Origin of the sequence: Pseudomonas sp. CG7, assembly GCF_023701885.1 — a bacterium.
Classification (GTDB): Bacteria; Pseudomonadota; Gammaproteobacteria; order Pseudomonadales; family Pseudomonadaceae; genus Aquipseudomonas; species Aquipseudomonas zanjanensis.
Window position 1 is genome coordinate 35832 of the sequence record NZ_JABAEE010000038.1, and the last position, 24419, is coordinate 60250.

Annotated in this window: 24 protein-coding genes; 9 read left to right on the forward strand and 15 right to left on the reverse strand. The window is 62.3% G+C overall.

Annotation, left to right across the window (positions count from 1 at the left end):
- Positions 1-4: 4 nt before the first annotated feature.
- Together HGO40_RS16740 and HGO40_RS16745 are read left to right on the forward strand one after the other, a co-directional pair.
- A complete protein-coding gene (locus HGO40_RS16740; RefSeq protein WP_250963912.1) occupies positions 5-721 on the forward strand; it encodes a lipopolysaccharide kinase InaA family protein in 717 nt (238 codons plus the stop codon).
- Positions 718-945, forward strand: a complete 228-nt coding sequence (locus HGO40_RS16745; protein ID WP_186706304.1) for a hypothetical protein — start codon at positions 718-720, stop codon at positions 943-945. The genes HGO40_RS16740 and HGO40_RS16745 overlap by 4 nt, the downstream gene beginning before the upstream one ends.
- A 256-nt stretch (positions 946-1201) precedes the next feature.
- On the opposite strand, the gene HGO40_RS16750 is transcribed toward HGO40_RS16745, so the two are convergent.
- The 11 genes from HGO40_RS16750 to HGO40_RS16800 form a co-directional block, all read right to left on the reverse strand.
- Complete coding sequence (locus tag HGO40_RS16750) at positions 1202-4228, reverse strand: multidrug efflux RND transporter permease subunit (protein WP_250963913.1); 3027 nt, start codon at positions 4226-4228, stop codon at positions 1202-1204.
- A 13-nt stretch (positions 4229-4241) separates the two neighbouring features.
- Complete coding sequence (locus tag HGO40_RS16755) at positions 4242-5390, reverse strand: efflux RND transporter periplasmic adaptor subunit (protein WP_250963914.1); 1149 nt, start codon at positions 5388-5390, stop codon at positions 4242-4244.
- 155 nt (positions 5391-5545) lie between these two features.
- Positions 5546-6643: a DUF1513 domain-containing protein gene (locus tag HGO40_RS16760; protein ID WP_250963915.1), complete on the reverse strand. Its 1098-nt coding sequence runs from the start codon at positions 6641-6643 to the stop codon at positions 5546-5548.
- A 2-nt stretch (positions 6644-6645) separates the two neighbouring features.
- Positions 6646-7710, reverse strand: a complete 1065-nt coding sequence (locus HGO40_RS16765; protein WP_250963916.1) for an imelysin family protein — start codon at positions 7708-7710, stop codon at positions 6646-6648.
- 28 nt (positions 7711-7738) lie between these two features.
- A complete protein-coding gene (locus HGO40_RS16770; protein WP_250963917.1) occupies positions 7739-9166 on the reverse strand; it encodes a di-heme oxidoreductase family protein in 1428 nt (475 codons plus the stop codon).
- 256 nt (positions 9167-9422) lie between these two features.
- Positions 9423-10763, reverse strand: coding sequence for a sensor histidine kinase (locus HGO40_RS16775; protein ID WP_250963918.1), 1341 nt, complete (start codon positions 10761-10763; stop codon positions 9423-9425).
- Positions 10764-10829: 66 nt separating this feature from the next.
- A complete protein-coding gene (locus tag HGO40_RS16780) occupies positions 10830-11267 on the reverse strand; it encodes an LTXXQ domain protein (protein ID WP_250963919.1) in 438 nt (145 codons plus the stop codon).
- Between the two features lie 268 nt (positions 11268-11535).
- Positions 11536-12213: a response regulator transcription factor gene (locus HGO40_RS16785; protein ID WP_207964883.1), complete on the reverse strand. Its 678-nt coding sequence runs from the start codon at positions 12211-12213 to the stop codon at positions 11536-11538.
- 7 nt (positions 12214-12220) lie between these two features.
- On the reverse strand, positions 12221-12631 hold the full coding sequence (locus HGO40_RS16790; RefSeq protein ID WP_186706295.1) for an SH3 domain-containing protein: 411 nt from the start codon (positions 12629-12631) through the stop codon (positions 12221-12223).
- Positions 12632-12733: 102 nt separating this feature from the next.
- A complete protein-coding gene (locus tag HGO40_RS16795) occupies positions 12734-13033 on the reverse strand; it encodes a YciI family protein (protein WP_250963920.1) in 300 nt (99 codons plus the stop codon).
- Between the two features lies 1 nt (position 13034).
- Positions 13035-13631, reverse strand: a complete 597-nt coding sequence (locus HGO40_RS16800; protein ID WP_250963921.1) for a septation protein A — start codon at positions 13629-13631, stop codon at positions 13035-13037.
- An 87-nt stretch (positions 13632-13718) separates the two neighbouring features.
- On the opposite strand from HGO40_RS16800, the gene HGO40_RS16805 reads away from it, so the two are divergent.
- From HGO40_RS16805 to rluB, 5 genes are all read left to right on the forward strand, one after another.
- Entirely contained in the window at positions 13719-14582 is an 864-nt protein-coding gene (locus HGO40_RS16805; protein WP_250963922.1) for a PHP domain-containing protein, read from the forward strand.
- 13 nt (positions 14583-14595) lie between these two features.
- Positions 14596-15225, forward strand: a complete 630-nt coding sequence (locus HGO40_RS16810; protein ID WP_186706291.1) for an L-threonylcarbamoyladenylate synthase — start codon at positions 14596-14598, stop codon at positions 15223-15225.
- Positions 15226-16056 carry a segregation/condensation protein A gene (locus HGO40_RS16815; protein WP_496198644.1) on the forward strand — a complete coding sequence of 277 codons (831 nt, stop codon included), beginning with the start codon at positions 15226-15228 and terminating at the stop codon, positions 16054-16056.
- An 11-nt stretch (positions 16057-16067) separates the two neighbouring features.
- Complete coding sequence (gene scpB, locus HGO40_RS16820) at positions 16068-17027, forward strand: SMC-Scp complex subunit ScpB (RefSeq protein WP_250963923.1); 960 nt, start codon at positions 16068-16070, stop codon at positions 17025-17027.
- A gap of 323 nt (positions 17028-17350) precedes the next feature.
- Positions 17351-18586 carry a 23S rRNA pseudouridine(2605) synthase RluB gene (gene rluB, locus HGO40_RS16825; RefSeq protein WP_250963924.1) on the forward strand — a complete coding sequence of 412 codons (1236 nt, stop codon included), beginning with the start codon at positions 17351-17353 and terminating at the stop codon, positions 18584-18586.
- Positions 18587-18812: 226 nt separating this feature from the next.
- Here the strand turns inward: rluB and HGO40_RS16830 are convergent, their stop codons facing one another.
- Positions 18813-19778 carry a M29 family metallopeptidase gene (locus HGO40_RS16830; protein WP_250963925.1) on the reverse strand — a complete coding sequence of 322 codons (966 nt, stop codon included), beginning with the start codon at positions 19776-19778 and terminating at the stop codon, positions 18813-18815.
- 92 nt (positions 19779-19870) lie between these two features.
- On the reverse strand, positions 19871-20008 hold the full coding sequence (locus HGO40_RS16835) for a hypothetical protein (RefSeq protein WP_003178782.1): 138 nt from the start codon (positions 20006-20008) through the stop codon (positions 19871-19873).
- A gap of 655 nt (positions 20009-20663) precedes the next feature.
- Here HGO40_RS16835 and HGO40_RS16840 point away from each other — a divergent pair.
- Positions 20664-22082 carry an amino acid permease gene (locus tag HGO40_RS16840; RefSeq protein ID WP_250963926.1) on the forward strand — a complete coding sequence of 473 codons (1419 nt, stop codon included), beginning with the start codon at positions 20664-20666 and terminating at the stop codon, positions 22080-22082.
- A gap of 285 nt (positions 22083-22367) precedes the next feature.
- Entirely contained in the window at positions 22368-22781 is a 414-nt protein-coding gene (gene arfB / locus HGO40_RS16845; RefSeq protein ID WP_250963927.1) for an alternative ribosome rescue aminoacyl-tRNA hydrolase ArfB, read from the forward strand.
- Here arfB and HGO40_RS16850 read toward each other — a convergent pair.
- The gene (locus HGO40_RS16850) at positions 22778-23977 is read right to left on the reverse strand and encodes an MFS transporter (RefSeq protein ID WP_250963928.1); all 1200 of its coding nucleotides are present in this window, start codon (positions 23975-23977) and stop codon (positions 22778-22780) included. The two genes, arfB and HGO40_RS16850, sit on opposite strands and share 4 nt — an antisense overlap.
- A gap of 102 nt (positions 23978-24079) precedes the next feature.
- The gene (locus tag HGO40_RS16855) at positions 24080-24310 is read right to left on the reverse strand and encodes a hypothetical protein (protein WP_250963929.1); all 231 of its coding nucleotides are present in this window, start codon (positions 24308-24310) and stop codon (positions 24080-24082) included.
- Positions 24311-24419: the final 109 nt, after the last annotated feature.

The following is a 24419-nucleotide window of genomic DNA, read 5'->3' on the forward strand; positions in this document are numbered from 1 at the left end:
CAGCATGGTTGTGCAGGCCGTAGAGACACCTGGCATTTCCCGCAGCAGCTTCGAACACTTCTGGAACCAGCAAGGCGAGTGGGTGGAAGAACCCAATGTGCGGCGTGGTGGTGAAAGCGGCGTGCAGCGGATCAGCAGCAACGATGGCGAGCTGTTGTATGCCAAGCGTCAAATCGGCCATATTTATCGCAGTTGGTTGTACCCGCTCGGTCGTCCGACCGTGCTGCGAGAGCAGGACGCGTTGCTGGCCTTGAGCCGCCTGGATGTCCGTGTGCCCGAGCTGATTTTTTGCGGCGCCCAGCGCGACCCGGCCTGCAAGTGGCGGGCGCTGCTGGTGACCCATGCCTTGGAAGGTTTCGAGCAGATCATGCACTGGTACGCCGGAGGCGGACGTGAGCGCCATGGCGAAGCGGTGCATGACCAGATCCTCCAGGGCCTGGCTGAGAACCTGGCCCGTATGCACAAGGGCCGCTGGCAACATGGCTGCCTCTACATCAAGCATGTCTTTGTACGTGTGACAGGCGAGGGCGAAGCGGCGAAGGCTGAAGTCGCCCTGCTGGATCTGGAAAAATCTCGCCAGCGCCTGACCGCCCGGCAGGCGGCCTTCCATGACCTGAGGCAACTGCGGCGCCATTCGTCGTTCAGCGATGCTGACTGGAAAAAAGTCGTCTATTTTTATGAGGCGGCGTTTGGCAGCGCTATCAAAGGTTTATGGCAATGAAACTCGAAATTGCTAGAGGTTTGTTTTTAGTAGGAGCCTTGGGAGTTGCATCGATGGCGGTGGCGGTATGGGAACAGCCACGCTCGCAGGTCCTCAGCGTTTCGAATGCTGGTACACATTGTCCTTTGCCACGGGTGGCAAAGGCCAGCGAGGCGATCCAACCGGACAATGACCTGCTGCTGTTCATGTTCAGCCTGTCCCAAGGGATGAGGCCGCAGAGTTGAAAGCCCCGAAACCAGGATAAAGGCCTCCCTTGTGTGAGGCCTTTATTTTTTTGTTTTTCCAATGCCACCACAAACCTTCAGCCAAACACACAACCCGTGGCGAGGGAGCTTGCTCCCGCTGGACCGCGAAGCGGTCCCCATCGGTTTTCATGACCAGGCAGGCGTTCGTGCATGACGACTGCTTCGCAGCCGAGCGGGAGCAAGCTCCCTCGCCACAAAAACATCCCGTATCCGCGTGAGTTTGCTTGAACAGTCCTCAGGCTTTGTCTGGCTTGGCCAGCAGCGTGTAGATGCAAGGCAAGACGAACAGCGTGAACAAGGTCCCAATCGACATGCCGGTGGCGATTACCATGCCGATGTCGAAGCGGCTTACTGCCCCGGCGCCTGTGGCGAAAATGAGCGGTACCATGCCGAACACCATCGCCGCAGTGGTCATTAGCACCGGCCGCAGGCGAATCGACGCGGCTTGTTCTATGGCTTCTCGCGGCGTCAGATGTTGTTCCCTGCGCAGTTGGTTGGCGAACTCGACGATCAGGATCCCGTGTTTGCTGATTAGCCCGATCAGCGTCACCAGGCCTACCTGGGTGTAGATATTCATGCTCGACCAACCGAGGAACAGCGGAATCAGGGCACCGCAAATGGACAACGGTACAGTCACCAGGATCACCAGTGGGTCGCGGAAGCTTTCGAACTGCGCGGCCAACACCAGGAAGATAATCGCCAGGGCCAGGGCAAAGGTTACCCACAACGCGCTGCCTTCCTGTACGAATTGGCGCGAAGCCCCTGCGTAATCAAAGGCGAACCCCACCGGCGCTTCTTCTCGGGCGATCTGGCGGATGGTCTCGATGGCCTCGCCCATGCTCACGATGGGGAAGCCTGAAATCGTCACCGCATTGAGCTGCTGGAACTGGTTCAGCTGTCGCGGTCGCGCCCGGTCGCTGACCTTGAGCAGGGTCGACAGCGGTAGCGAGTCAGCCTGGGCATTTTTCACGTAATAGCTGTTCAACCAGTCCGGGTTGTCCCGGAACGGCCGTTCGACTTGGGCAATGACTTTGTAGCTGCGGCCCTCGAGGGTGAAGCGGTTGATCTCGGATTCGCCCAGCAGTGTCGCCAAGGTGCCGCCCAAGTCCTCCATGGATACGCCCTTCTGGGCAGCCTTGGCGCGATCGATATCCACCACGACTTCTGGCTTGTCGAACGCCAGGTCAATGTCCATGAAAGCGAACTTGCCGGATTCCAATGCGCGCTTTTTGACCCGGTCGGCAACCTCCAGCAACGTTGCATAGTCTTTCGGGGAGTTGATGACGAACGCGAACGGCAAGCCTTCGCCAGTGCCCGGCAGCGAGGGCAGGTTGAAACCGAAGATCTGCAGGCCAGGCACGCTTTCCAGCCTGGCCTGGACCTCTGGCAGGATTTCCATCTGGGTGCGGCTGCGTTCGTTCCAAGGCTTGAGCAGGAAGCCGCCGATGCCCGACTGCACACCGTCATAACCATTGATCTGGAACGAGGAGTAATACTCCGGGAACTCCTTGAAGAGGGTGATGAAGTGATCGGTATACGTGTTCAGGTAGTCGAGGTTGGTGGGCTGCGGGGCGTTGGCCATCATGAAGATAATGCCCTGGTCCTCGTCGGGGGCCAGTTCGGACTTGCTGAACATGACCAGCACCGGGATCAGCAACAGCACGATCGCCGCGAACACCAGCACCACCGGCCGGGTATTGAGCGTGCCATGGAGCATGCGCTGGTAACGGCTCTTCAAGCGTTCGAAAACCATGTCCAGCCGATGGGCGAGCCCCGAGGGGTTCTCGTCGTGGCGCAGGAGCAGGGCGCACATCATCGGCGACAGGGTCAGGGCGACGATCCCGGAGATCACCACCGCCCCGGCCAGGGTCAAGGCAAATTCCTTGAACAAGGCGCCCGTCAGGCCCTCGAGCAGGCCGATCGGTGCATACACCGCCGCCAGGGTGATGGTCATCGAGACCACCGGCATGGCGATTTCCCGGGCACCTTCTATCGCAGCGTCGAACGGGGTCTTGCCTTCCTCGATGTGCCGGTGGATGTTCTCCACCACCACGATGGCATCGTCCACCACCAGGCCGATGGCGAGTACCATGGCCAGCAGCGTCAGAAGGTTCATCGAATAGCCCATCAACTGCATGAAGAACATCACGCCGATCATCGATAAGGGGATGGTTACCACCGGGATGACCACCGAGCGCAAGGCGCCGAGGAACAGGAACACCACGACGATGACGATCAGTACTGCCTCGAACAGGGTTTTCACCACCTCGTCGATGGACGCCTGGATGAACAGGGTGGCGTCGTAGGCGATCTCGGCCTTGAGATTGGTCGGGAGCTGGGCCTCCATCTCCGGCATGATCTTGCGCACTTCCTTGATCACATCCAGCGGGTTCGCACCCGGCGTGGCCTTGATCCCGATGTACACCGAGGGCGTGCCGCCAAAGGAACTGATGCTGTCGTAGTTCTCTGCGCCCATTTCCACACGGGCGACGTCCCGCAACAATACGCGGCTGTCGCCCTCGGTCTTGAGCGGGATCGCGGCGAAGTCCTCGGCGGACTTGAGTTCGGTGTTGGCGTTGATGCTGGTGACGACGTATTCGCCTTTCACTTCACCGGCGGCGGAGAGGAAGTTGTGCTGGCGCACGGCATTGGTCACGTCGGCGGCGGTCAAGCCGAAGCCTGCGAGCTTGATCGGGTCCAGCCACAGGCGCATGGCGAAGACCTGGTTGCCGAGGATCTCCGCCTCGGCCATGCCGGGCAGTGTCGCCAGCTTGGGCTGGATCACCCGGGACAGGTAGTCGGTGATCTGCGGGTTGTTCAGTTCCTTGCTGAAAAAGCTGATGTACATCAGTGCCGAGGCATCGGCGGCCTCGCGGCTAAGGACCGGGTCCTCGGCGTCCTGGGGCAGTTGGTTCTTGACCTCGTTGGCCTTGGCCAGCAGTTCGGTGAAGAGCCGGTCGCTGTTGGAACCGATGCGGGCATAGACCGAGATCACCGAGAAATTCTGGCGACTGACCGAGGTCATGTAGTCGATGCCCTCGGCACTGGCCAGGCTCTGTTGCATCGGTTGGGTGATGTAGCCCTGGATGGTCTCGGCGTTGGCCCCGGGGTAGGCGGTGGTCACCGTGATCAGGGCGTTTTCCATTTGTGGATACTGACGCAGGGGCAGCTTGCTCCAGGCCTGGAAGCCCAGCAGCACGATCAACAGGCTGACCACGGTGGCAAGCACCGGGCGGCGGATGAACGGATCGGTAAAAGCCATGGGGGTTCCTTGATCAGTCCGCGCGCGGCGGGCTGTTCTGTTCGGTCAGGGTCTTGTCGTCGCTGATGGCGATCGGCGTACCGTTATCGAGCTTGAGCTGGCCGGCGATCACGACTTGTTCGCCGCTCTGCACGCCTTTGGACACCAGTACCTGCCCGTCGCGTCGCTCACCGGTTTCAACGAAACGCCGTTCGGCGATCAGGACCGGCTGGCCCTTGTCGTCTTTCTCGACAGTGCCGTCGGCGGCTTTCTTTTGCGTCACCACGTACATGGAATTGCCGTAGAGGGTGTAGGTCACGGCGCTTTCCGGCACGACGATCCCGGCGGCGACGTCCGGCAGGATCACCTGCAGGTTGGCGAACATGCCGGGCAGCAATTTGCCGTCGGGGTTGGCCAGGGTGGCGCGCACCAGGACGTTGCGGGTGCTGTCCTCGACCTTGGGGTTGATCGCGCTGATGGTGCCGACGAAGGTCTGCCCGGGGTAGGCCGAGACGCTGACATTGACCGGCTGTGCCACGGCGAGCCGGGGCACGTTTTGCTCAGGGACGTAGAAGTCCACGTACAGGCTGCTGAGGTCCTGCAGGGTGGCGATCACCGTGCCACTGGCCAGGTAGTCGCCGACATCCACCTGGCGAATGCCGATGGTGCCGCTGAACGGCGCCAGGATGTGTTTCTTGGCCAGCGAAGCCTTGAGCTGGTTGACCGTGGCCTGGTTCTTCTTCAGTTGCGCCGAGAGCCGGTCGAATTCGCCCTTGGAGATCGCCTGGCTGCCCACCAACTGTCGGCCACGACCAAAATCCAGTTGCGACAGGCCAAGATCGGCCTCGGCGGTTTCCAGCAGGGCGCTTTCGACTTCGCTGTCCAGTTGCAGGAGCGTCTGGCCGGCCTTGACCTTTTGCCCGGACTGGAATTGCACCTTCTGCACGGTCCCGGCGATTTCCAGGCTCAGGGCCACGCCTTGCAGCGCCTTGAGACTGCCAACGGTGGGTAGGCGGGCCTGCCAGGGTTGCTGGGCCGCTGGGGCCACTGCGACACTGACCGGTGGTTTGGGGGCAGAAAACGTCTGGATCTGCTGGTAAACGGAGAAGGCCTTGTAGCCGGCGAGCAACAGCACCACCAGCAGCACACCACCCAACATGATCAGCATGCGGCGTCGCAGCATGTTCCACTTCCTTGGAAAGAGCCGAGAGAAAATACAGATAGGCCGGCACATTACTCTGAGTGTGCGGGCTATTCCAGATGCTGGCGGGACGGTGGAGCGTGGGACTTTTCCGAAAAACCGAGGCGCTCGGCGCCGATCGGCTTCGCTCCCCGGCGTCAGACCAGATGCAAATGGTTGTCCCAGAGCCCCGCCGGCAGATCCAGTGGTTTTGCAACCAGTTGTGTCTGCCGACAATCGTAATAGCGACAACGGCCTTGGCCCGACGTCACGACAAAACCGTCGGCCACCGCGCCCACGCCAGCACAGTCCGGCAGGGGCGCATCCAGGCGGACTTTGCCGCTGTCCAGGTCCCAGATGAAAAAGCGGTTGCCGCGGGGGGCGGTCAGGGCCACCAGGCGCAAGTCGCTGTGTACGGCAACGCTGGCGGTGTAGTGCCCCATGGCCTGCAATTGCTCTGCGGGGACCGGGAATGCCTGGAACGGTTGTCCTGGCCGTTTGATCGCCACCAGTTCCGACGATTCGTGGGCTGCGCCCATGAACTGCTGGCCGGAGACGATGGTGCCGGCGCTGGCGATGCCCAGGTGGCGCACGCTGTTCATCGATTGGGCGAGGGTTTCCTTGCTCAGCAGGGTGCCATCGCGTTGCATCAGCACCAGGCTCGGCTCCATGGCGTCGAGGTTCATTTCGCCCCGGCTTTCGGCCTCGGTGCGAATGCCGCCGTTGGCGACCACCAGCGTCTCGCCATCGGGCATCCACGACACCTGGTGAGGACCGATGCCATGGGTGGGAATCTCGCCGCTGTGCACCAGTCGCTCGCCGTCGAAACGGTACACGCCCAACAGGCCGCGTCCCGGATCGGTGGTGTCGTTCTCGGTGGCATACAGCCATTCGCCGCTTTTATGGATGACCGCGTGGCCGTAGAAGTGCCGGTTCGGCAACGAGGCGATGGTTTGCAGCAGCGCCCCGTCGCGCAGGTCGATCAGGTAGCTTTCGGTGCCCGGGCGACGGGCGACGAACAGCGCAATCGGCTGCGTCGGATGGTTGATGATGTCATGGCAGCGCTGGCCGACCTGGGTGGCAAACACCCGCGTGCCGTCCAGTCGATAGCCGACGGCATAGTGCTTGCCGTCGCCATCGTCCCGTGCCGAAAGCAAGAGTGGGTGCTTGTCCTTTTGCTTGAACAGCGTCCAGCCGCCCAGGGTGACGGCGCCGAGCAGCAAGCTGCCCAGTGCCAGGACCTGACGTCGAAACATGATCAGTCACCGTCGTTGGCATTGAAGCCCAGTTGAATGCCCAGCGCCTTGGCCAGTTCGCCTTCATGCAGGCGATGGACGACGTTGAGGCTGTCGTACAAATCGTTGAGTTGCTGGCGCCCGGCATCGTCGCCGAGCATTTCGGTCAGCGAGCGCTGGCTGCTGGCGAACAGTTTCAACGAGGCATCGTAGGCGGCGTCGATCTTGTCCGCCAATGGCTTCTGGTCGCTTGGCAGCAGGCCGCGCAGGCCCTTGTTGTCCACGCCGACCCAGACGGTCCTGGCCGCGCCCAGGCTGGCTTCCAACCCTTGCAGCGACGACTGGCTGCGCCAGGCATCGGCCTGGAATGGCTGAGGTACGCCTTTGCTCTGGCGGCCCATTGGCGTGCCGAGTTTTTTCTTCAAAGTATCCAGGGCAGTGACCTGCACACGGAGCAGGTCGGCGATGGCCTCGTGGGAATCGGCGTAGCGCTGGTTGGGAAACTTGCTCATCTGGGCGAGCATGCCGTCGTTGCTGTTCCAGCCCGACAGGATCTCTTCGGCCAGCTGTTTCTGGCGTTCGCCAATGGCGATGAGCAGCGGGCAGTACTTGGCTTTCTGTGCGCTGTCGGCCATGTCGATTTTCGCGTCGAACAGCAGGTATTCGTAGGCCGACAGCCCTTGCACGACCACGCTGGACTTGGCCAGGCCGGCGGCGTCGATCTGTGGCTGGCTGTTGACCAATTGCTCGACCTGACGACCCACCAGGTTTTTCTTGTCCGGCCAGAATTGCACCTGCCAGGCGCGGTTGCCCTCGGCCAGCGGCCCGATCAGCAGCGGTTGCAACTCGGCCCAGGCTTTTTGCGCCTTGAGGAAGTCGGCGCGGGCGGTCTCCAGGTTTTCTTTACCTTGGCAGAACGCCAGGGCGCTGGTCGCCAGTTGCCGGTCGGCCTCGACCCAGCGGCTGTAGGTCGGCAGGATCACTTGCTTGGCGATGGCGGCCGAAGTGACGGCTTGCGGATCCTGGGGCGAGCAGGCGCCGAGGGCGAGGGCGGCGAGGCTGGTGAACAACAATTTGGGACGGAACATGTCAGGCTCCCATTTCTGGAAAAGGCATTTAAAGGGAATTCAGAAAGGCCAGCAACGCAGCGCGCTGCTCGGCATCGAACGCTAAAACCTGTCGCTGCGCCGCTTGTGCTTCGCCGCCATGCCACAGCACGGCTTCGAGCAGGTTGCGGGCACGGCCGTCATGCAGGAACTGGGTGTGGCCGTTGACGGTTTCGGTCAGGCCGATGCCCCACAGCGGCGGGGTTCGCCAGTCGCGGCCACTGGCCTTGAATTCGCTGCGGTTGTCGGCCAGGCCTTCGCCCATGTCGTGCAGCAGCAGGTCGGTGTAGGGGCGGATGACTTGGTTCGCCAGTTCCGGCTCGGCGGCGTTGGCGGCGGTGGTGTATTTCGGTGTGTGGCAGGACTGGCAACCGGCCTGGAAAAATAGATTCTTGCCTGCCAGCACTTGGGGGGAATTCACGTCGCGACGGGCCGGCACCGCGAGGTTGCGGCGGTAGAACAGCACCAGGCGCAGGATGTGGTCGCTGACTTCCGGTTCGCCGTCCGGGCTATTGCCGCTGGGCGCACGCTTGCAGTCGACTTGGGTCTCGGTGCAGTCGTCGAACGGCCGCAGGCTGGTTGTCAGGCCCATGTCGCCGGAAAAAGCGTGGACGTTCTGTTGGTTGAGGTTGGGCTGTCCGGCTTTCCAGCCGAAACGTCCCAGCACGGTCTTCTGCTGCACATCGTCCCATACCTGGTTGGGGCGACCGGCGATGCCATCGTTCTCCCGCGCCTGGGCTTCGGCGTTCGCCAGCAGCGCCTCGTCGGGGATGGCTTCCAGCAGGCCCAGGCCGATCATCGGCGGTGCCACGCGGGCCGAAAAACGCGTGTCGGGGTGCATCGGGCCATATCCCAACTGAGTGATCTGCAGGATTGGCTTGCGCAATTCGACGACGGTGCCGTCCTTGAAACGCACCGGGACCGGGGTGTAATCGACCCGCCCCTTGCCTTCGGGGGCGACGCCGGGCACTGACATGTCCTGCAACTGCCCACCATAGACCGGCTCTGGCACTACGCCCAGTTGCTCAATGACCTTGGCGTAGGCGGGTGCGTCGGGAATCGACAGGCGCACCAGCATCGACACCGCGCTGGTCGCATCCGGCGCCGGCGGATGGCCGCGACCGTCCTTGACGTGGCAGTTCTGGCAGGCGTTGGTGTTGAACAAGGGCCCGAGGCCGTCCCGGGCGGTGGTGGTCGAGGGGGCGATCACCCAGGGGCTGCGGAAGAAACTGTTGCCGAGACTGAAATCCTCGCGCCGCGAGGGTGGCAGGTTGGCCGAGGGCAGGGAAAAGGCGTTCTGATCACTCTTGCGGACCGTCGCGGCGCCACCGGAACGGGCTTCACCCGGTTCGGCCTGGGTAAAACGCGGGGCATCATCGCAGGCACTCAGGCCCAGGGCCATGAACAGTGCACATAAACGAAGAGGCAACGACAGCATCGGGCGTCCCGGGGATGAGTGAAAACGAGGGCGCAAAGTCTAACAGGGCGGGGCTGTTTGAATAAGAGGAATTATCGTTTGGTTTGAGGGGGCGCGCTTGCCGTTGGGTTTGGCCACGCCGCTCAACTCGCCTTGTTTGATTTCCCGTGGCGAGTGAGCTTGCTCCCGCTGGGCTACGAAGTAGCCCCAAGATTTTACGGTTGCTGCGCATCCGAGCGGGAGCAAGCTCCCTCGCCACAGGGGGTATTTGCAATGCTTACGGCTGGACGACAGCCCCCGGCACCAACGGCAGCTCCAGTGTCGCAATGAAACCACCTTCGGGATGATTGCCCAGCACCAGCGCACCGCCATGGCGTTCAGCGGCACGGCGTGCGATGGCCAGGCCCAGGCCATGGCCGGCGGCGGTCTGGCCGGGGGCGCGGTAGATCGGCTCGGCCAATTGCCCGAGGTGTTCGGCCTCAACGCCGGGCCCGTGGTCACGTACGCTGACCAGGATCCGTTCGCCTTGGCGCCGCGCGTGCATCTCGATCGATTGCCCGGCCGGATTGAAGCGCTGGGCGTTGCGCAGCAGGTGGTCCACTGCTCGCTCGATCATGGTCGGCCAACCCTTGAGAGTCAGGTCCGCCTCGGCTTCAAGCTGCACGGTTTGCTCCGGTGAAGCCAGCTGCGCATCTTTTTGCAGGGTGACCAGCAGCGCGTTGAGGTCGACTTCTTCGGCGCTGGCGTTGTCGGCATCGACCCGGGCGAGGACCAGGATTTCGCTGATCAGCGCCTCCAGGCGATCGCATTCACGGGTCAGGCGCGGCCAGAGCTTTTCACGCTCCTCGGGGCTGGCCCGTTCCGCCAATGCCAGGGCAATGCGCAGCCGGGCCAGGGGCGAGCGCAGTTCGTGGGACACGTCCCGCAGCAGTTGCCGCTGGCTGGCGATCAGGCTTTGTAAACGCGCGCCCATGCGGTTGAAGTCGGTGGCCAATACGCCGAACTCGTCCCGCCGGGTGGCCAGTTTGGCGAGGCTGTTCTGCTGGTAGGTGGCTTGGCCCAGGTCATGCACCGCACCGCGCAGTCGACTCAGCGGACGAGTGATGGAGAGCGTCACCAACAAGCTGATCAGAGTTAGCACCACCAACGCGATCCCCAGGGCACTGAGGGGCCAGAGCAGACTGCCGCGGTGCCAGGCGTCCAGTTCGGGATGGGGGATGGGGTAGATGAATAGGTAGGTGTCGCCGCTTTTGGCGCTGGTGAACTCGTCGGTGAGCCGGCGCCAGGGCAGGCGGCGGTCGTCGTTGTTCTGCCGAGCCTCGAAGGCGGCGGCGCGATGGGGAAAAGTGCCACGCACCACCGGGTCGCCGCTTTCGTTGAACACCTGGACGTCAATGTGATACTGGCGCTTGCGCTGTTTCAGGATTTCTTGGGCGGCGTCCTCGCCTTGGGTTTCGTAGGTCTGCGTCCACTCTTCGGGCAGGGTATTGAGCCCCGGGTGGCGGCTGAGGATCCAGGCGTCCTGGTTCAGCATGTGGCCCATCAGGATCGAAAGGCCTGCAACCAGAGTGATGGCCAGCCAGAAACTGGCCAGGATGCGCCAGAACAATGAACGCACGATAAATCCTCGAAAACAAAGAAAGCCCAACGGTGGTTGACCGTTGGGCTGGGGAGCTTCAGTGCATTATTGCGCTTTTTGCGGCTGTTGCGCTTTCCAGGCCTTGAATTCGGCCCACTCGGCGCGACGCTCGGCCTGTTTCTTCTGGATCGCGTCGAATTCTTTTTGCTGCGCAGGCTTCAACAATCCACGAATCTGGGCGTCGACCTTCTGGTGCCGGGCTTGCATTTCGTCCTGCATGGCTTTCTGGTCGGCTGGGGAGAGCTTGGCCAGGTACTTGTCGACCAGCTCCCGTTGTTCGTGGCGCTGTTCGCCCATGATCTGGCGAATCTGCTGGCGTTGCTCGCGGCTCAGGTCCAGTTGGCTGTACGGGCCTTTGTCGTGCATCTGGCCGCCGTGACGTGGGCCGTCCATCGGCCCCATCGGGCCCGGGCCTTCGGGCATGGCCATGGCCACGGTCGGCAGGGCGGCAGCGAACAGCAGAGCGATAAGGGTCTTGCGCATGGTGTGTCTCCTTGTCTCATTCCCGGTGAGTTCCGGATGTGTGCAGATTACGGAGATCAAGGTCAGCGGCGGTCAGGGGTGGGTAAAGCTTGGGTAAAGACGGTTTGGTGCGAACCTGACAAATTTGCAGGGTCGAACACAAGACCCTGGGGTGTGGCCGCTTTTGCGGTTGCTGCGCAACCGAGCGGGAGCAAGCTCCCTCGCCACAAAAGTCTCCAGAGGCTGTGATAGCCGCCGCCACCTCTGGCTGTAATCGCAGCGACAACCTCTAGAGGCTGTAGTAGTAACCGCGGCTACGCAGCGCCACGATGCGCGGGCGGCCGTCGGGGTGGGGGCCGATTTTCTTGCGCAGGTTGCTCACGTGCATGTCGAGGCTGCGGTCGTACAGGGTCAGCTTGCGGCCCAGGGCGATCTGCGCCAGTTCCTGCTTGTCCAGCGGCTCGCCCGGCTGCTTGAGCAGCGCTTCGAGCAGGCGGCTTTCGGACACGGTGAGGGTTTGTTCCTGTTCGTCGATGCTGACCACGCCACGCACCGGGCTGAAGGTCAGGTCACCCAGTTCGATCTGGCTGGACACGGCCGTCGGATGGCTGCGGCGCAGCACGGCGCGCAGGCGGGCGGTCAGTTCCCGTGGGTCGCAGGGCTTGGCCAGATAGTCGTCGGCCCCCAGTTCCAGGCCCAGGATACGGTCCAGCGGTTCACCCCGGGCCGACAGCATCAGCACTGGCAGCTCCGCGTGATCGCTGCGCAATTGCTTGAGCAGTTCCAGGCCACTGCCGTCGGGCAGCATCACGTCCAGGACCACGGCAGCCGGGGCGGTTTCGGCCAAGGCCTTGCGGGCACTCTGGCCATCGTGACAGGCGCGGACCTGAAACCCTTCCTGGCTCAGCCAACTTACGAGGAGCTCACACAGCTCCTGGTCATCATCTATCAGTAACAGCTCGCTCATGACTCACTCAATTTAGCCATTGCCGACGTTGTCTACGTCCACCGCTGGCAAAGATACCGCAGAGCAAGGCCAATAGCGCTACCCCGGCACCAATGACGAACCACTGCTGTTGATCGGTCAACAGGCGCGGCAGGGGGCTGGCCTGGGCTTCCTTGAGTTGCAGTTTCAGGCGCTGGTTCTCCTGGCGCAGCCGGCCCACCAGCGCGCTTTCCCGTTCGCCGTTGGTGTTTTGGAGTTGCTGGGTGAGTGCTTCACGCATGCGCTCGCTGTCTTTCAAGCGTTGCTGCAATTCGGCGATCTGGCCGCCAGCGCTCAGGGACAAGGGCGCCGAATGACTGCCCTCGGTGCTTTCCTCGCCATGGGCAGGCGCCCCGATCGCCAACGAGACCAACAACAGGCACAACGGACCTTTGCGCATTGCAACTCCTGAATTCCAATCGAGATTAGACAGGTTGTCGGCAGGCGAACGAGAAAGATGAGCAACAGGGCAATGAGCCGCGCAGGCTCATTGCCCTGGGATTTACGGCAGGACTTGCTTGAACGGCTTGACCACGACCTCGGCGTAGACGCCGGCCTCCACGAACGGATCGGCCTTGGCCCAGGCTTGCGCGGCGGCCAGGGAGTCGAATTCGGCCACGATCAGGCTGCCGGTGAAACCCGCGGCGCCCGGGTCATTGCTGTCCACCGCCGGGTGCGGGCCGGCCAGCACGATGCGACCTTCGGCCTTGAGCTGTTGCAGTCGCTCCAGGTGGGCTGGGCGCACGGCCAGGCGTTTTTCCAGGGAGTCGGCGACGTCGGTGGCAATGATTGCGTAGAGCATGTCAGTCCTCGGTTTTGGGCGTGGTGGGGTCGGCTTCGTGCAGGTGACGGGACAGGTAGATGCCCTGGCCAATCAGGAACAGCAGCGTCATGCCCAGGCTGCCGAAGACCTTGAAGTCGACCCAGTACTCCTGGAACGTGAACGCAACGAACAGGTTGGCGGCGCCGCAGAACAGGAAAAACACGATCCAGGCGATGTTCAACCGGGTCCAGATCAGGTCTGGCAGGTTGATGGCATGGCCCATGATGCGCTTGATCAGCAGGCGGTCACCGATGAAATGGCTGCCAATGAACGCGAGGGCGAACAGCCAGTTGACCACCGGGGCCTTCCATTTGAGGAAGGTTTCGCTGTGGAACGCCAGGGTCAGGCTGCCGAACACCAGGCAGGCGATCAGGGTCAGCCACTGGCTCTTCTCCAGCTTGCGCTGGGACACGAACAGCGCGCCGTAGACCACCAGGGAACTGATGATCAGGACTGCGGTGGCGCTGTAGATACCGCCTACAGTCAAGGAGTGACCGGCGAAGTCGACGGTGCGGGGATCAAGTTTGTAGACGATGAAGAACAGCAGGAGCGGGATGAAATCGATGAATTGTTTCACAGTGGCAGCCAGAAGCAGGATGTGGCGGCATAATAACAAACATCCTTGGCCGCGATAGGGCCAGCTGATTTGAGGTAACAAACTCTCGTGAATGTTGATTTGCACTGCCATAGCACGGCCTCCGATGGTGCCCTGGCGCCTGCGGTTCTGGTGGCGCGGGCGTTCGAGCACGGCGTGCGAGTCCTGGCCCTGACCGATCACGACACCCTCGAAGGCCTCGACGAGGCCCGCGGCGCCGCCACGGCGCTGGGCATGCAGCTGGTCAACGGGGTGGAGTTGTCCTGTACCTGGGGCGGGGCGACCATCCATGTGCTGGGCTACGGTTTCGATGTGAATGCGCCGGCGCTGGTCCAGGCCATCGCACAACTGCACGACGGGCGCTGGCTGCGGTCCGAAGAGATCAGCCGCAAGCTGGCCCTCAAGGGCATGCCTGGTGCGCTGGACGGCGCCCGACAGATCCAGCAGGAACTGGGCGACAGCGGCAACGCACCGGCCCGGCCACACTTTGCCGACTGGATGGTGCGCGAAGGGTTCGTCAAGGACCGCGCCGAAGCGTTCCGCAAATGGTTGGGGGCCGGCAAGCTGGGGGACGTCAAGCAGCATTGGCCGACCCTGGAAGACACCGTCCAGACCCTGCGGGCAGCGGGTGCCTGGGTCAGCCTGGCGCATCCATGGCACTATGATTTCACCCGCAGCAAGCGCCGACGCCTGGTCACCGACTATATTCAAGCGGGGGGCCATGCCATCGAGGTGGTCAACGGCCATCAGCCTGCCGAGCAGGTCGGCAGCCTGGCGATCCTGGCCCGTGAGTTCGGCCTGCTGGTCACCGCCGGCAGTGTTTTCCATGGCCCTGGGGGCTGGTCCGAGATCGGCGAATACCGCCCGTTGCCGGAAGATCTGCCACCACTCTGGTGTAGATTCAAACATGATCCCGTTATCGCCGCCGTCTGAACAGGTAGAGCACGTGAGTCAATTTTTCCAGATTCATCCGGAAAACCCGCAAGCGCGCCTGATCAAACAGGCCGTGGAAATCATTCGTGGCGGTGGCGTGGTGGTCTATCCCACCGACTCGTCCTACGCCATCGGTTGCCAGATCGGCGACAAGAATGCCGTGGAGCGTGTTAGACGCCTGCGTCAACTGGACGACAAGCACAATTTCGCGCTCATCTGCAGCGACCTGTCGCAGTTGGGCCTGTTCGCCAAGATCGACACCGGCACCTTCCGCCTGCTCAAGGCGCATTTGCCGGGGCCGTACACCTTCATCCTCAATGCCACGCGGGAAGTCCCGCGGCTGTTGCTGCACCCGAAAAAGCGCACCATCGGCCTGCGGGTGCCGAGCCATCCCATCGCCCTGGCGCTGCTGGCGGAACTGGGTGAGCCGCTGATGAGCGTGACGCTGATCATGCCTGGCGAGACCGAGCCGTTGAACGATCCCTATGAGATGCGCCAGATACTCGAACATCAGGTGGACCTGATCATCGACGGTGGTTTCGGCGGCATGTCGGCGTCCACGGTGATCAACCTGGCCGATGGCGAGCCCCAGGTGGTGCGTGTCGGTTGCGGCGATCCGACGCCGTTCATGGTCGAGGCCTGAATGTCCGTCGTGGAAACCGCCGTGGACAATGTCGACAGCCAGGCCGGCGCGCAGCAGGAGTTGCCGTTCGCCATGGTCTATGGCCAGGCGGTCATGGAAATGCCCCTGGACCTGTACATTCCACCGGATGCGCTGGAGGTGTTCCTCGAAGCCTTCGAGGGCCCGCTTGACCTGCTGCTGTACCTGATCCGCAAACAGAACATCAACATCCTCGACATTCCCGTGGCGGAAATCACCCGCCAGTACATGGGCTACGTCGAGTTGATGCAGTCGGTGCGCCTGGAACTCGCCGCCGAATACCTGGTGATGGCGGCCATGCTCGCCGAGATCAAGTCGCGGATGCTGCTGCCGCGCTCGGCAGAGGTCGAAGAGGAAGAAGACGACCCGCGAGCCGAGCTGATCCGCCGCTTGCAGGAATACGAACGCTTCAAGGCCGCCGCCGAAGGCATCGACGGCTTGAGCCGGGTGGGGCGCGATGTGGTGGTGCCCAAGCTCGATGCGCCCGAAGCGCGGGCGCGCAAGTTGCTGCCAGACGTGAGCCTGGAAGAGTTGCTGATGTCCATGGCCGAGGTCCTGCGCCGGGGCGATATGTTTGAAAGTCATCAGGTCAGCCGCGAAGCGCTGTCCACCCGCGAGCGCATGAGTGATGTGCTGGAGCGACTCAAGGGCGGCGGCTTCGTGCCGTTCGTCGAGCTGTTCACCGCCGAGGAAGGGCGGTTGGGGGTGGTGGTGACGTTTATGGCGGTCCTGGAATTGGTCAAGGAATCCTTGGTCGAGCTGGTGCAGAATGAGCCGTTCGCAGCGATCCACGTGCGGGCACGAGCCGAATAACGAGCAAATCAATGAATCTGACTGAACCCCGCGAGCTGGCCCCCTTGCTTGAAGCTTTCCTGTTGGCCTCGGGAAAGCCGCAATCGATGGAGCGCCTGTTCGAACTCTTCGAAGAAGGCGAGCGGCCCGAGCCGGCCGTGTTCAAGAAAGCCCTGACATTGTTGGGCAAGTCCTGCGAGGGGCGGGCTTTCGAACTCAAGGAAGTGGCGTCCGGGTACCGCCTGCAAATCCGCGAGAAGTTCGCGCCGTGGGTGGGGCGCCTGTGGGAGGAACGGCCGCAGCGCTATTCCCGGGCGCTGCTCGAAACCATGGCGCTCATCGCCTATCGCCAGCCGATCACCCGGGGCGAGATCGAAGATGTGCGGGGCGTGGCGGTCAATAGCAACATCGTCAAGACGCTGCTGGAACGCGAGTGGATCCGCGTCGTCGGTTATCGCGATGTGCCTGGCAAGCCGGCGATGTTTGCGACCACCAAGGCCTTCCTCGATCACTTCAACCTGAAGAACCTGGACGACCTGCCGCCGCTGGCCGAACTGCGGGAATTGGAACCCGAGCCGATGCTGGAGTTTGACGACGCCCCGGTACCCCAGGGCTTGCAGGAACTGGCGGACGCCAGCGCCGCGCCTGAGGAACCGAAGGAAGAGCCCAGTTTCCACTCGTTGTTGCTGGAGCTGGACACCATGGAGGAGGGCTTGAAGACTGATTTCGACGACTTGCTGCGGGAAGGTCCTGGTCCTGAGGGCGACTCGGATGAGCTGGCGGAGCCCGATAGCGCGGTGGCACCAGAGCCAGAAGCGGAGCCGGAACCGGAACCGGAAGAAGATATCCTCGGCGTTGCCCAAGCCCGGGAAAAACTCCTGGCCGCCGTCGCCGCCCTCCAGCCGCCGGAACCCGAACTGAGCGACGAAGAAGCCGAAGCCCGCGCCTTGGCCGAAGCGATCGAGAACGAACGGCGCCAGTTCGACGATTGATCCACTGATTTGGAAACGCTGGCTGACCCTGTGGGAGCCGAGCTTGCTCGCGATGACGGAGGAGCATTCAGAATCGATGTAGGCTGACCCACCGCCATCGCGAGCAAGCTCGGCTCCCACAGGGGGCACTCATTAAGTCCCCGCCAAGCCGGGCATCACCGGTCGGCGGAAAAAGCGCCGGGCGCTGGTTGATCAGCTAGTCTCTGATGCGCAATCGCTTCAACGCGCGTATGATTCGCGACCCCTTGGCGATCCCTTCGCCAAAGACCCGTATTCAAAGCGTCAGGCCAAGCCTGACCCGACCACACCGGGAGGTGCCCAGAATGAAAGACCAAGACCAGAACGACAGCCAGGAAATCGGCCCAGCAGGCGAGAAGCTGCAAAAAGTCCTCGCCCGTATCGGCGTCGGTTCGCGCCGTGACGTGGAAGCCTGGATCACCCAGGGCCGGATCAAGGTCAACGGCAAAGATGCCACCTTGGGCCTGCGGGTTGACATGCACGATGCCATCACCATCGATGGCAAGGTGATCAAGCGCGAAGAGGCCGCCGAAACGGTGCGCCGCGTGATCATGTACAACAAGCCCGACGGCGAGATCTGCACCCGTGACGACCCGGAAGGTCGCCCGACCGTGTTCGACAAGATGCCGCGTCCGAAAGAAGGCCGCTGGATCAACATCGGCCGCCTGGACATCAACACCACCGGTTTGCTGATGTTCACCACCGACGGTGAACTGGCCAACCGCTTGATGCACCCGTCCTACGAGATGGACCGCGAATACGCCGTGCGTGTGCGTGGTGAGGTCGACGACGAGATGATCGAGCGCCTCAAGGCCGGCGTTGTGCTGGAAGACGGCCCGGCGCGTTTCACCGACATCAAGCAAGCGCCCGGCGGTGAAGGCTTCAACCATTGGTACCACTGCGTGGTGATGGAAGGCCGTAACCGTGAAGTGCGACGTTTGTGGGAATCCCAGGGGTTGGTGGTCAGCCGCCTGAAGCGCGTGCGTTTCGGTCCGGTGTTCCTCAATTCCGACCTGCCGATGGGCCGCTGGCGCGAAATGAGCCAGTACGAAGTCGACATCCTGGCCGCCGAAGTGGGCCTCAAGCCGGTGGCAATGCCGCAGATGACCGCCAAGAGCAAGGACAAGCTGGAGCGGATGCAGCGTAAATCCTCGCGTCCGATGGGCAAGACCGAGCGCGTGCGTACGCTGCGCCCGGCTGCTGATGGCGTGGCGACCGGCCCGCGTCCTTCGCGCGAGCCGCAGATCGAAGGCGAACGCCCGGCCCGCAAGCCTGCACCGCGTCAGGACGGCGAGCGTGGCCCACGCACGCCGCGTCCGGCCAATGGTCGCACTGAGCGCGGCGAAGGTCGCGGTGCACCGGCGGGTCGCGGTACGCCCGTCGCCGATCGCCCGGCCGACACCAAGCGACCGGCCAAGCCGGCACCGAAAAAGCGCCCGGGCATCCTCCTGGCCGACCGCGACACGCCATCGGGCAAGCGCCGTGGTGCCCCGGCAGGTTCGGGACAGCGTCCGGGGTTCGGGCGTCGTAAGCCGGAGTGAGGCAGCGGTGAGTTTCTAGCTGCAAACTGCAAGAAAAAACGCCAACCGTTGGGTTGGCGTTTTTTTTGTCTGACTTTTAGTCAGGCAGTGCTTTTGAGGCCGCCTTCGCGAGCAAGCTCGCTCCCACAATGGAGCGGCGCCGAACACACATCCCCCAGTCACCAAGATCAACTGTGGGAGCGAGCTTGCTCGCGATGGCGTCAGCAGCCCCACAACCGATCCCAGCCTAAAGCACAAACCGCCCATCAAACATCGGCTCTTTGTCCAGCGCCAGCACACCGCTTTCGAAAATCAGATCCAAATGGTGGCTGCCCTTGGCCCCGCCACCCAGTCCCAGGTGCAGGCCGCAGTGGCGCTCTTCGAAACCGGCGTTGCGGGCGTACAGGCTCTTGACCCCTTCGTTGGTGCCGATCCCCAGTTCTTCGATGCGGCGGTTGGACGGGTTGGCGTCCAGGTATTTGTTGAAGTCGTGTTCCAGGCCCGGCACGTCGGTGGCGATTTTCTGGATGGTGGAGTCTTCGATCCACAGCTCGAGGGGCGATTGCAGCACGCCGTACTTGCGTGCGAACGGGATGGTGCTCAGGAACGTGCCGACGAATTTCACCTGGCCGTTGATGGTGTCGCTGTGGGTGGCGATTTCGCCGGGGGCCAGGTCGTAGTTGCCGAGGCCGTTGATGTCGGTCCACTTCTTCACGCTGCCCAGGGCGGTGTCGAAATACGAACCGTGGTCATCCTGGAAGCTCAGGGTTGTCGCTTGGGACATGCGCCGGATCAGGTGACTGTTGAGTCCGGCGATACGCTGGGGAATCACGCTGAAGGTGTCGTAGAAATAATCGCCGTAATCCTTGAGCAGCAGCGATTTCTTCCAGTTATCGGCCATCACGCCTTGCAATGCCCGAACAAAGTCCGGGCCGTCGGGGCGTGGATTGGGCAGGGTGGAAGAGTCGTAGAAGAAAATATACAGATCGCTGTCGGCAATGGCCTTGGACAGGCGCTCCGTGGATTCGAGGTCCAGGCGCATGGCGCTGAACCGGAACGGCGAGCCGCTGCCCGCCTGTTCGGCAATGGCGCCGGTCAGTGCTTCGTAGTCAGCGGTATGGCCGAGCAACACCTTGGCGGGCTGGATGCCGGCCAGGGCGGGATGGTGTTCGAGGTAGTAAAGGAAATGTGAGATGGCTCGTTGTGTGTCCATGCTTATTCTTCCCTGACACGTTCATTTAATGTCCCTGACAACCGACAAGAGTGGCGGAGTCGACCGGCCGGATCGCCTCCGCCGGGCAGTGCCTACAGAGGCCACATCGCCGTGCCGAACGGAACCACGGCGTCGGCTTGCATCATTTCAACGGCGGCCTCATGGGTCGGCGCTTCAAACCATTCGTCCAGTTGCAGTTCGGTTTCCAAGTCTTTGTCCAGTGCTTGCATAGTGAATCTCCTAGATGACTTTTGCGGAAAACGCGGGCCGATTCGGCGAGTCATACCCGACAGAACCGGCACCGCAGAACTTGTCGGCACGATGCCTTGGCAAGTCGCTGAAAACCTAGTCGAGGGTTTTTTGGATTGCAAAAAATAATTTTATTTTTTTCTTTTGAACTTTTTGTTCCATTTTTCGCGTTGAAATTACTCATTCAAAAACAGCTGCCTGGGTGATTTATTTAATAGGTAGCTACCTACCGTCAATTTGCAGTCAGCCTACAGAATATTCCTACGTGGAAAGTCTGCGTTACGCGCTGTAAAGGAATGCTGACGATTTTGGCCGTTCGAACTGACCGGTGTCGGCGTTTGGGAGGACTGTAAGAAAAAGCTGCCGAGTGGGCCGGCTTGGCGGGTTTTTTGAGACTTCGCAGCGCTTGTTTCAAGCCAGCGGGAAAGGTCAGATGCGCGCCTGACCTCAAGTGCGGGGGCAGACGCTGATCCGGTGGTGTCTGGCAGCAGGGGAACTGCAGTGTACAATGCGCCGCGTTTTACTGTGACCCTTCGCGTACCCACGCACTTTCAAGGTTATCCGCCTTGTTCACTCCGCCATGCCATAAGCGTGTCGGGTTCGATTTCGTCACAGATAAAAACAAATAGGTGACGCATGACCGTTGTAGAAAATACGCATTCGGGCGAGCTGAAACGCGGCCTGAAAAATCGCCATATTCAACTGATCGCCCTCGGTGGCGCGATCGGCACCGGCCTGTTCCTCGGCTCGGCGGGGGTGCTGAAATCCGCCGGCCCGTCGATGATCCTCGGCTACGCCATCTGCGGCTTCATCGCCTTCATGATCATGCGCCAGTTGGGCGAAATGATTGTCGAAGAGCCGGTGGCCGGGTCCTTCAGCCACTTCGCCCACAAGTACTGGGGCGGTTTCGCCGGGTTCCTGTCGGGTTGGAACTGCTGGATCCTCTACATCCTGGTGGGCATGTCGGAGCTGACCGCGGTCGGCAAGTACATCCATTACTGGGCGCCCGAGATTCCGACCTGGGTGTCGGCGGCGGCGTTTTTCGTCCTGATCAATGCGATCAACCTGGCCAACGTCAAAGTCTTTGGCGAGGCCGAGTTCTGGTTTGCGATCATCAAGGTCGTGGCGATTGTCGGCATGATTGCCCTGGGCAGCTATTTGCTGGTCAGCGGCCATGGTGGCCCGCAGGCGTCGGTGACCAACCTGTGGTCCCACGGTGGGTTCTTCCCCAACGGCGTGAGCGGGCTGGTGATGGCCATGGCGATCATCATGTTCTCCTTCGGTGGCCTGGAAATGCTCGGTTTCACCGCCGCTGAGGCCGACAAACCGAAAACCGTGATCCCCAAGGCCATCAACCAGGTGATCTACCGGATCCTGATTTTCTACATCGGCGCGCTCGTGGTGCTGTTGTCCCTGACCCCTTGGGACAGCCTGTTGAGCACCCTCAACGCGTCCGGCGATGCCTACAGCGGCAGCCCGTTCGTGCAGGTGTTCTCGATGCTGGGCAGCAACACCGCTGCGCATATCCTCAACTTCGTCGTGCTGACCGCCGCGCTGTCGGTGTACAACAGCGGCACCTACTGCAACAGCCGCATGTTGCTGGGCATGGCCGAGCAGGGCGATGCGCCCAAGGCCTTGTCGAAGATCGACAAGCGGGGCGTGCCGGTGCGTTCGATCCTCGCGTCGGCGGCGGTCACGCTGGTGGCGGTGCTGTTGAACTACCTGGTTCCGCAGCATGCGCTGGAGTTGTTGATGTCGTTGGTGGTCGCGACCCTGGTGATCAACTGGGCGATGATCAGCTACTCGCACTTCAAGTTCCGCCAGCACATGAACCAGACCCGCCAGACGCCGCTGTTCAAGGCGCTGTGGTACCCGTACGGCAACTACATCTGCCTGGCGTTCGTGGTGTTCATCCTGGGCGTGATGTTGCTGATCCCCGGCAACCAGATCTCGGTCTATGCGATTCCGGTGTGGGTGGTGTTCATGGCCGTGTGCTATTGGATCAAGAACAAGCGCAGTGCCCGGCATGAACTGGCGGTGGCGGCTGCCAAGTAAGCACGAAACCCTGTGGGAGCGAGCCTGCTCGCGATGGTGGTCTGGCAGGTGAAACCTATGCCGGATGTACCGGCCTCTTCGCGAGCAAGCCCGCTCCCACAAGGTTCGGCGGTGAACACACATTCTGCGAGCACTGTAGATCCAATGTGGGAGCGGGCTTGCTCGCGAAGAGGCCATCAAAGGCGAGATCTGTATCGACTGTGCCTGCGCTATCGCGAGCAGGCTCGCTCCCACAGGTCTGTGGGATTCGCGGTATCCTGTGGGGCCTGACACCGGACACTTTCCATGCTGGTCATTTCCAACACCGTGCACATCCCGGACGCCGAGATCGAGCTGACGGCCATCCGCGCCCAAGGGGCCGGCGGGCAGAACGTCAACAAGGTTTCCAGCGCCGTGCATTTGCGCTTCGACATTCCGGCTTCGTCGCGGCCCGAGTTCTACAAGGAGCGGCTGCTGGCGCTGCGCGACAGTCGCATTACCAGCGACGGTGTGTTGATCATCAAGGCCCAGCAATACCGCACGCAGGAACAGAACCGGGCCGACGCGCTGGAGCGCCTGACCGAACTGATCCTCAGCGCCACCAAGGTCGAAAAGAAGCGCCGTCCGACCAAGCCGACCCTGGGGTCGAAAAAGCGTCGCCTGGAATCCAAGACCAAGCGCGGCTCGATCAAGGCCGGGCGCGGCAAGGTGGACTTCTAGTTCTTCTCCCGCGCTTCACGGTACCGAGGCGCCTGCCGGTACAAGTAGACGCTCAAGGCCAACCCTCCCAGGGCCGCCAGGGCAGCGAACAGAAAGATCGAGGCAAAGCCGAAGCCAGCGGCAATCGCACCGGCCAGCGGCCCGGTGATCCCCAGCGACAGATCAATGAACAGTGAATAAGCGCCCACCGCGGCCCCACGGCTGGAGGCCGGCACCAGGTTGACCGCTTCCACGCCCAGCGCCGGAAACACCAGGGAAAAGCCGAAACCGCTCAACGCCGCGCCCGCCAGGGCCCAATGGGCATCCGGTGCGAGCCACAACAGCAAGAGCCCCCGGGTTTCCACCGACAGGCAGGCAATCGCCACGCGAAAGCCGCCCAGGCGGTTGATCAGGTTGCCGAACAGCAGGCGCGCGCCGATGAAGCTGGCGCCGAACAGGCTCAGGCACAGCACCGCGTTATCCCAATGCTGAGTGGCGTAATACAGGGTGATGAAGGTCGCGATGGTGCCAAACCCGATGGAACCCAGGGCCAAACCGCAGCCGTGTGGCAGCACACGCCCCAGCACGTGCATGAACGGCAGGCGTTCGCCAGAGACAATGGGCGCAGCAGTCTTGCGCCAGGCCAATGCCAGTCCCAGCAGGCCCAGCAAGATGATGCTGGCGCCCATGCTCCACAGCCCCAACACGTTGACCAGCCACACCCCCAACGGCGCACCGATCGCCAGCGCGCCGTAACTGGCGATACCGTTCCAGGAAATCACCTTGGCGGTATTTGCCGCGCCAACCCGGCCGATGCCCCAGCCAATCGAACCCGACCCCACCAGGCTTTCGGCACTGCCCAGCACCAGGCGACCGATCAGCAGGCTGATCAGGCTGAACGTTGGCAGGTGGGGCGTCCAGGCGGACACCAGCATGAACACACCGCTCAGCCCGCAGCCGGCGAGGCCGAACATCACCGCGCGCTTGCTCCCCAGGTTATCGATGATTCGTCCTGCGTAAGGACGACTGAGCAGGGTGGCCAGGTATTGCACGCTGATCACCAGCCCGGCGATCACCGCGCCGAAACCCAGCTCGCCGTGGACGAAACCGGGCAGCACGGCCAGGGGAATGCCGATATTCAGGTAGCCGATGAACGTGAACAGGACGATGGAAACGACTTGCAGCGTGACCGCCAGGGGGCGCTGGGAAGCTGACATGGGAAAGAGGTCCACGGAGCAGCTGGATAGATAGGCTGCTTATGATAACGGCGACCGTGGCGTCCGGGCGGGGAAAAGTAAAACTATTTGCCCAATGGTGGCTCAGCGGTCGTTCTGTTCGCTGACCAGGCGCGTGGTCACCAGCGCGGCGATGGCGTTTTCTTCGCTGCCAAACCGGGCCAGCAGGGCCGCTTGTTTCTCGGTGGGAAGGCGGGTCCAGATCTCGACCATTTTCTCAGCGGTGCCGATCAGGACGCTGGCCTGGGCTTCGCTGAAGGGAGGGGTGTCATCGGTCATGGGGGGCTCGGGATTCAGGCAGTGTGGAAAGCGCATCGTAGCGCTTTGCACCCGGTCGGGGGGGTCGGGTGCATCCGTGTTCGCTGGGGGGCGGGCGGCGTTCAGTGGCGTGCGTGGGGGCGGGTGTGTGTCGTGTTGACTTCTG

Coding starts and splice junctions, on each gene's coding strand:
- HGO40_RS16745 (WP_186706304.1), top strand. CDS start 718: ATGAAACTCGAAATTGCTAGAGGTTTGTTTTTAGTAGGAGCCTTGGGA.
- HGO40_RS16790 (WP_186706295.1), bottom strand. CDS start 12,631: ATGCGCAAAGGTCCGTTGTGCCTGTTGTTGGTCTCGTTGGCGATCGGG.
- HGO40_RS16855 (WP_250963929.1), bottom strand. CDS start 24,310: ATGCGCTTTCCACACTGCCTGAATCCCGAGCCCCCCATGACCGATGAC.
- HGO40_RS16755 (WP_250963914.1), bottom strand. CDS start 5,390: ATGCTGCGACGCCGCATGCTGATCATGTTGGGTGGTGTGCTGCTGGTG.
- HGO40_RS16835 (WP_003178782.1), bottom strand. CDS start 20,008: ATGCAAGCACTGGACAAAGACTTGGAAACCGAACTGCAACTGGACGAA.
- HGO40_RS16760 (WP_250963915.1), bottom strand. CDS start 6,643: ATGTTTCGACGTCAGGTCCTGGCACTGGGCAGCTTGCTGCTCGGCGCC.
- scpB (WP_250963923.1), top strand. CDS start 16,068: ATGAATCTGACTGAACCCCGCGAGCTGGCCCCCTTGCTTGAAGCTTTC.
- HGO40_RS16740 (WP_250963912.1), top strand. CDS start 5: ATGGTTGTGCAGGCCGTAGAGACACCTGGCATTTCCCGCAGCAGCTTC.
- HGO40_RS16780 (WP_250963919.1), bottom strand. CDS start 11,267: ATGCGCAAGACCCTTATCGCTCTGCTGTTCGCTGCCGCCCTGCCGACC.
- HGO40_RS16795 (WP_250963920.1), bottom strand. CDS start 13,033: ATGCTCTACGCAATCATTGCCACCGACGTCGCCGACTCCCTGGAAAAA.
- HGO40_RS16785 (WP_207964883.1), bottom strand. CDS start 12,213: ATGAGCGAGCTGTTACTGATAGATGATGACCAGGAGCTGTGTGAGCTC.
- HGO40_RS16815 (WP_496198644.1), top strand. CDS start 15,226: ATGTCCGTCGTGGAAACCGCCGTGGACAATGTCGACAGCCAGGCCGGC.
- HGO40_RS16750 (WP_250963913.1), bottom strand. CDS start 4,228: ATGGCTTTTACCGATCCGTTCATCCGCCGCCCGGTGCTTGCCACCGTG.
- rluB (WP_250963924.1), top strand. CDS start 17,351: ATGAAAGACCAAGACCAGAACGACAGCCAGGAAATCGGCCCAGCAGGC.
- HGO40_RS16770 (WP_250963917.1), bottom strand. CDS start 9,166: ATGCTGTCGTTGCCTCTTCGTTTATGTGCACTGTTCATGGCCCTGGGC.
- HGO40_RS16765 (WP_250963916.1), bottom strand. CDS start 7,710: ATGTTCCGTCCCAAATTGTTGTTCACCAGCCTCGCCGCCCTCGCCCTC.
- HGO40_RS16830 (WP_250963925.1), bottom strand. CDS start 19,778: ATGGACACACAACGAGCCATCTCACATTTCCTTTACTACCTCGAACAC.
- HGO40_RS16850 (WP_250963928.1), bottom strand. CDS start 23,977: ATGTCAGCTTCCCAGCGCCCCCTGGCGGTCACGCTGCAAGTCGTTTCC.
- HGO40_RS16840 (WP_250963926.1), top strand. CDS start 20,664: ATGACCGTTGTAGAAAATACGCATTCGGGCGAGCTGAAACGCGGCCTG.
- arfB (WP_250963927.1), top strand. CDS start 22,368: ATGCTGGTCATTTCCAACACCGTGCACATCCCGGACGCCGAGATCGAG.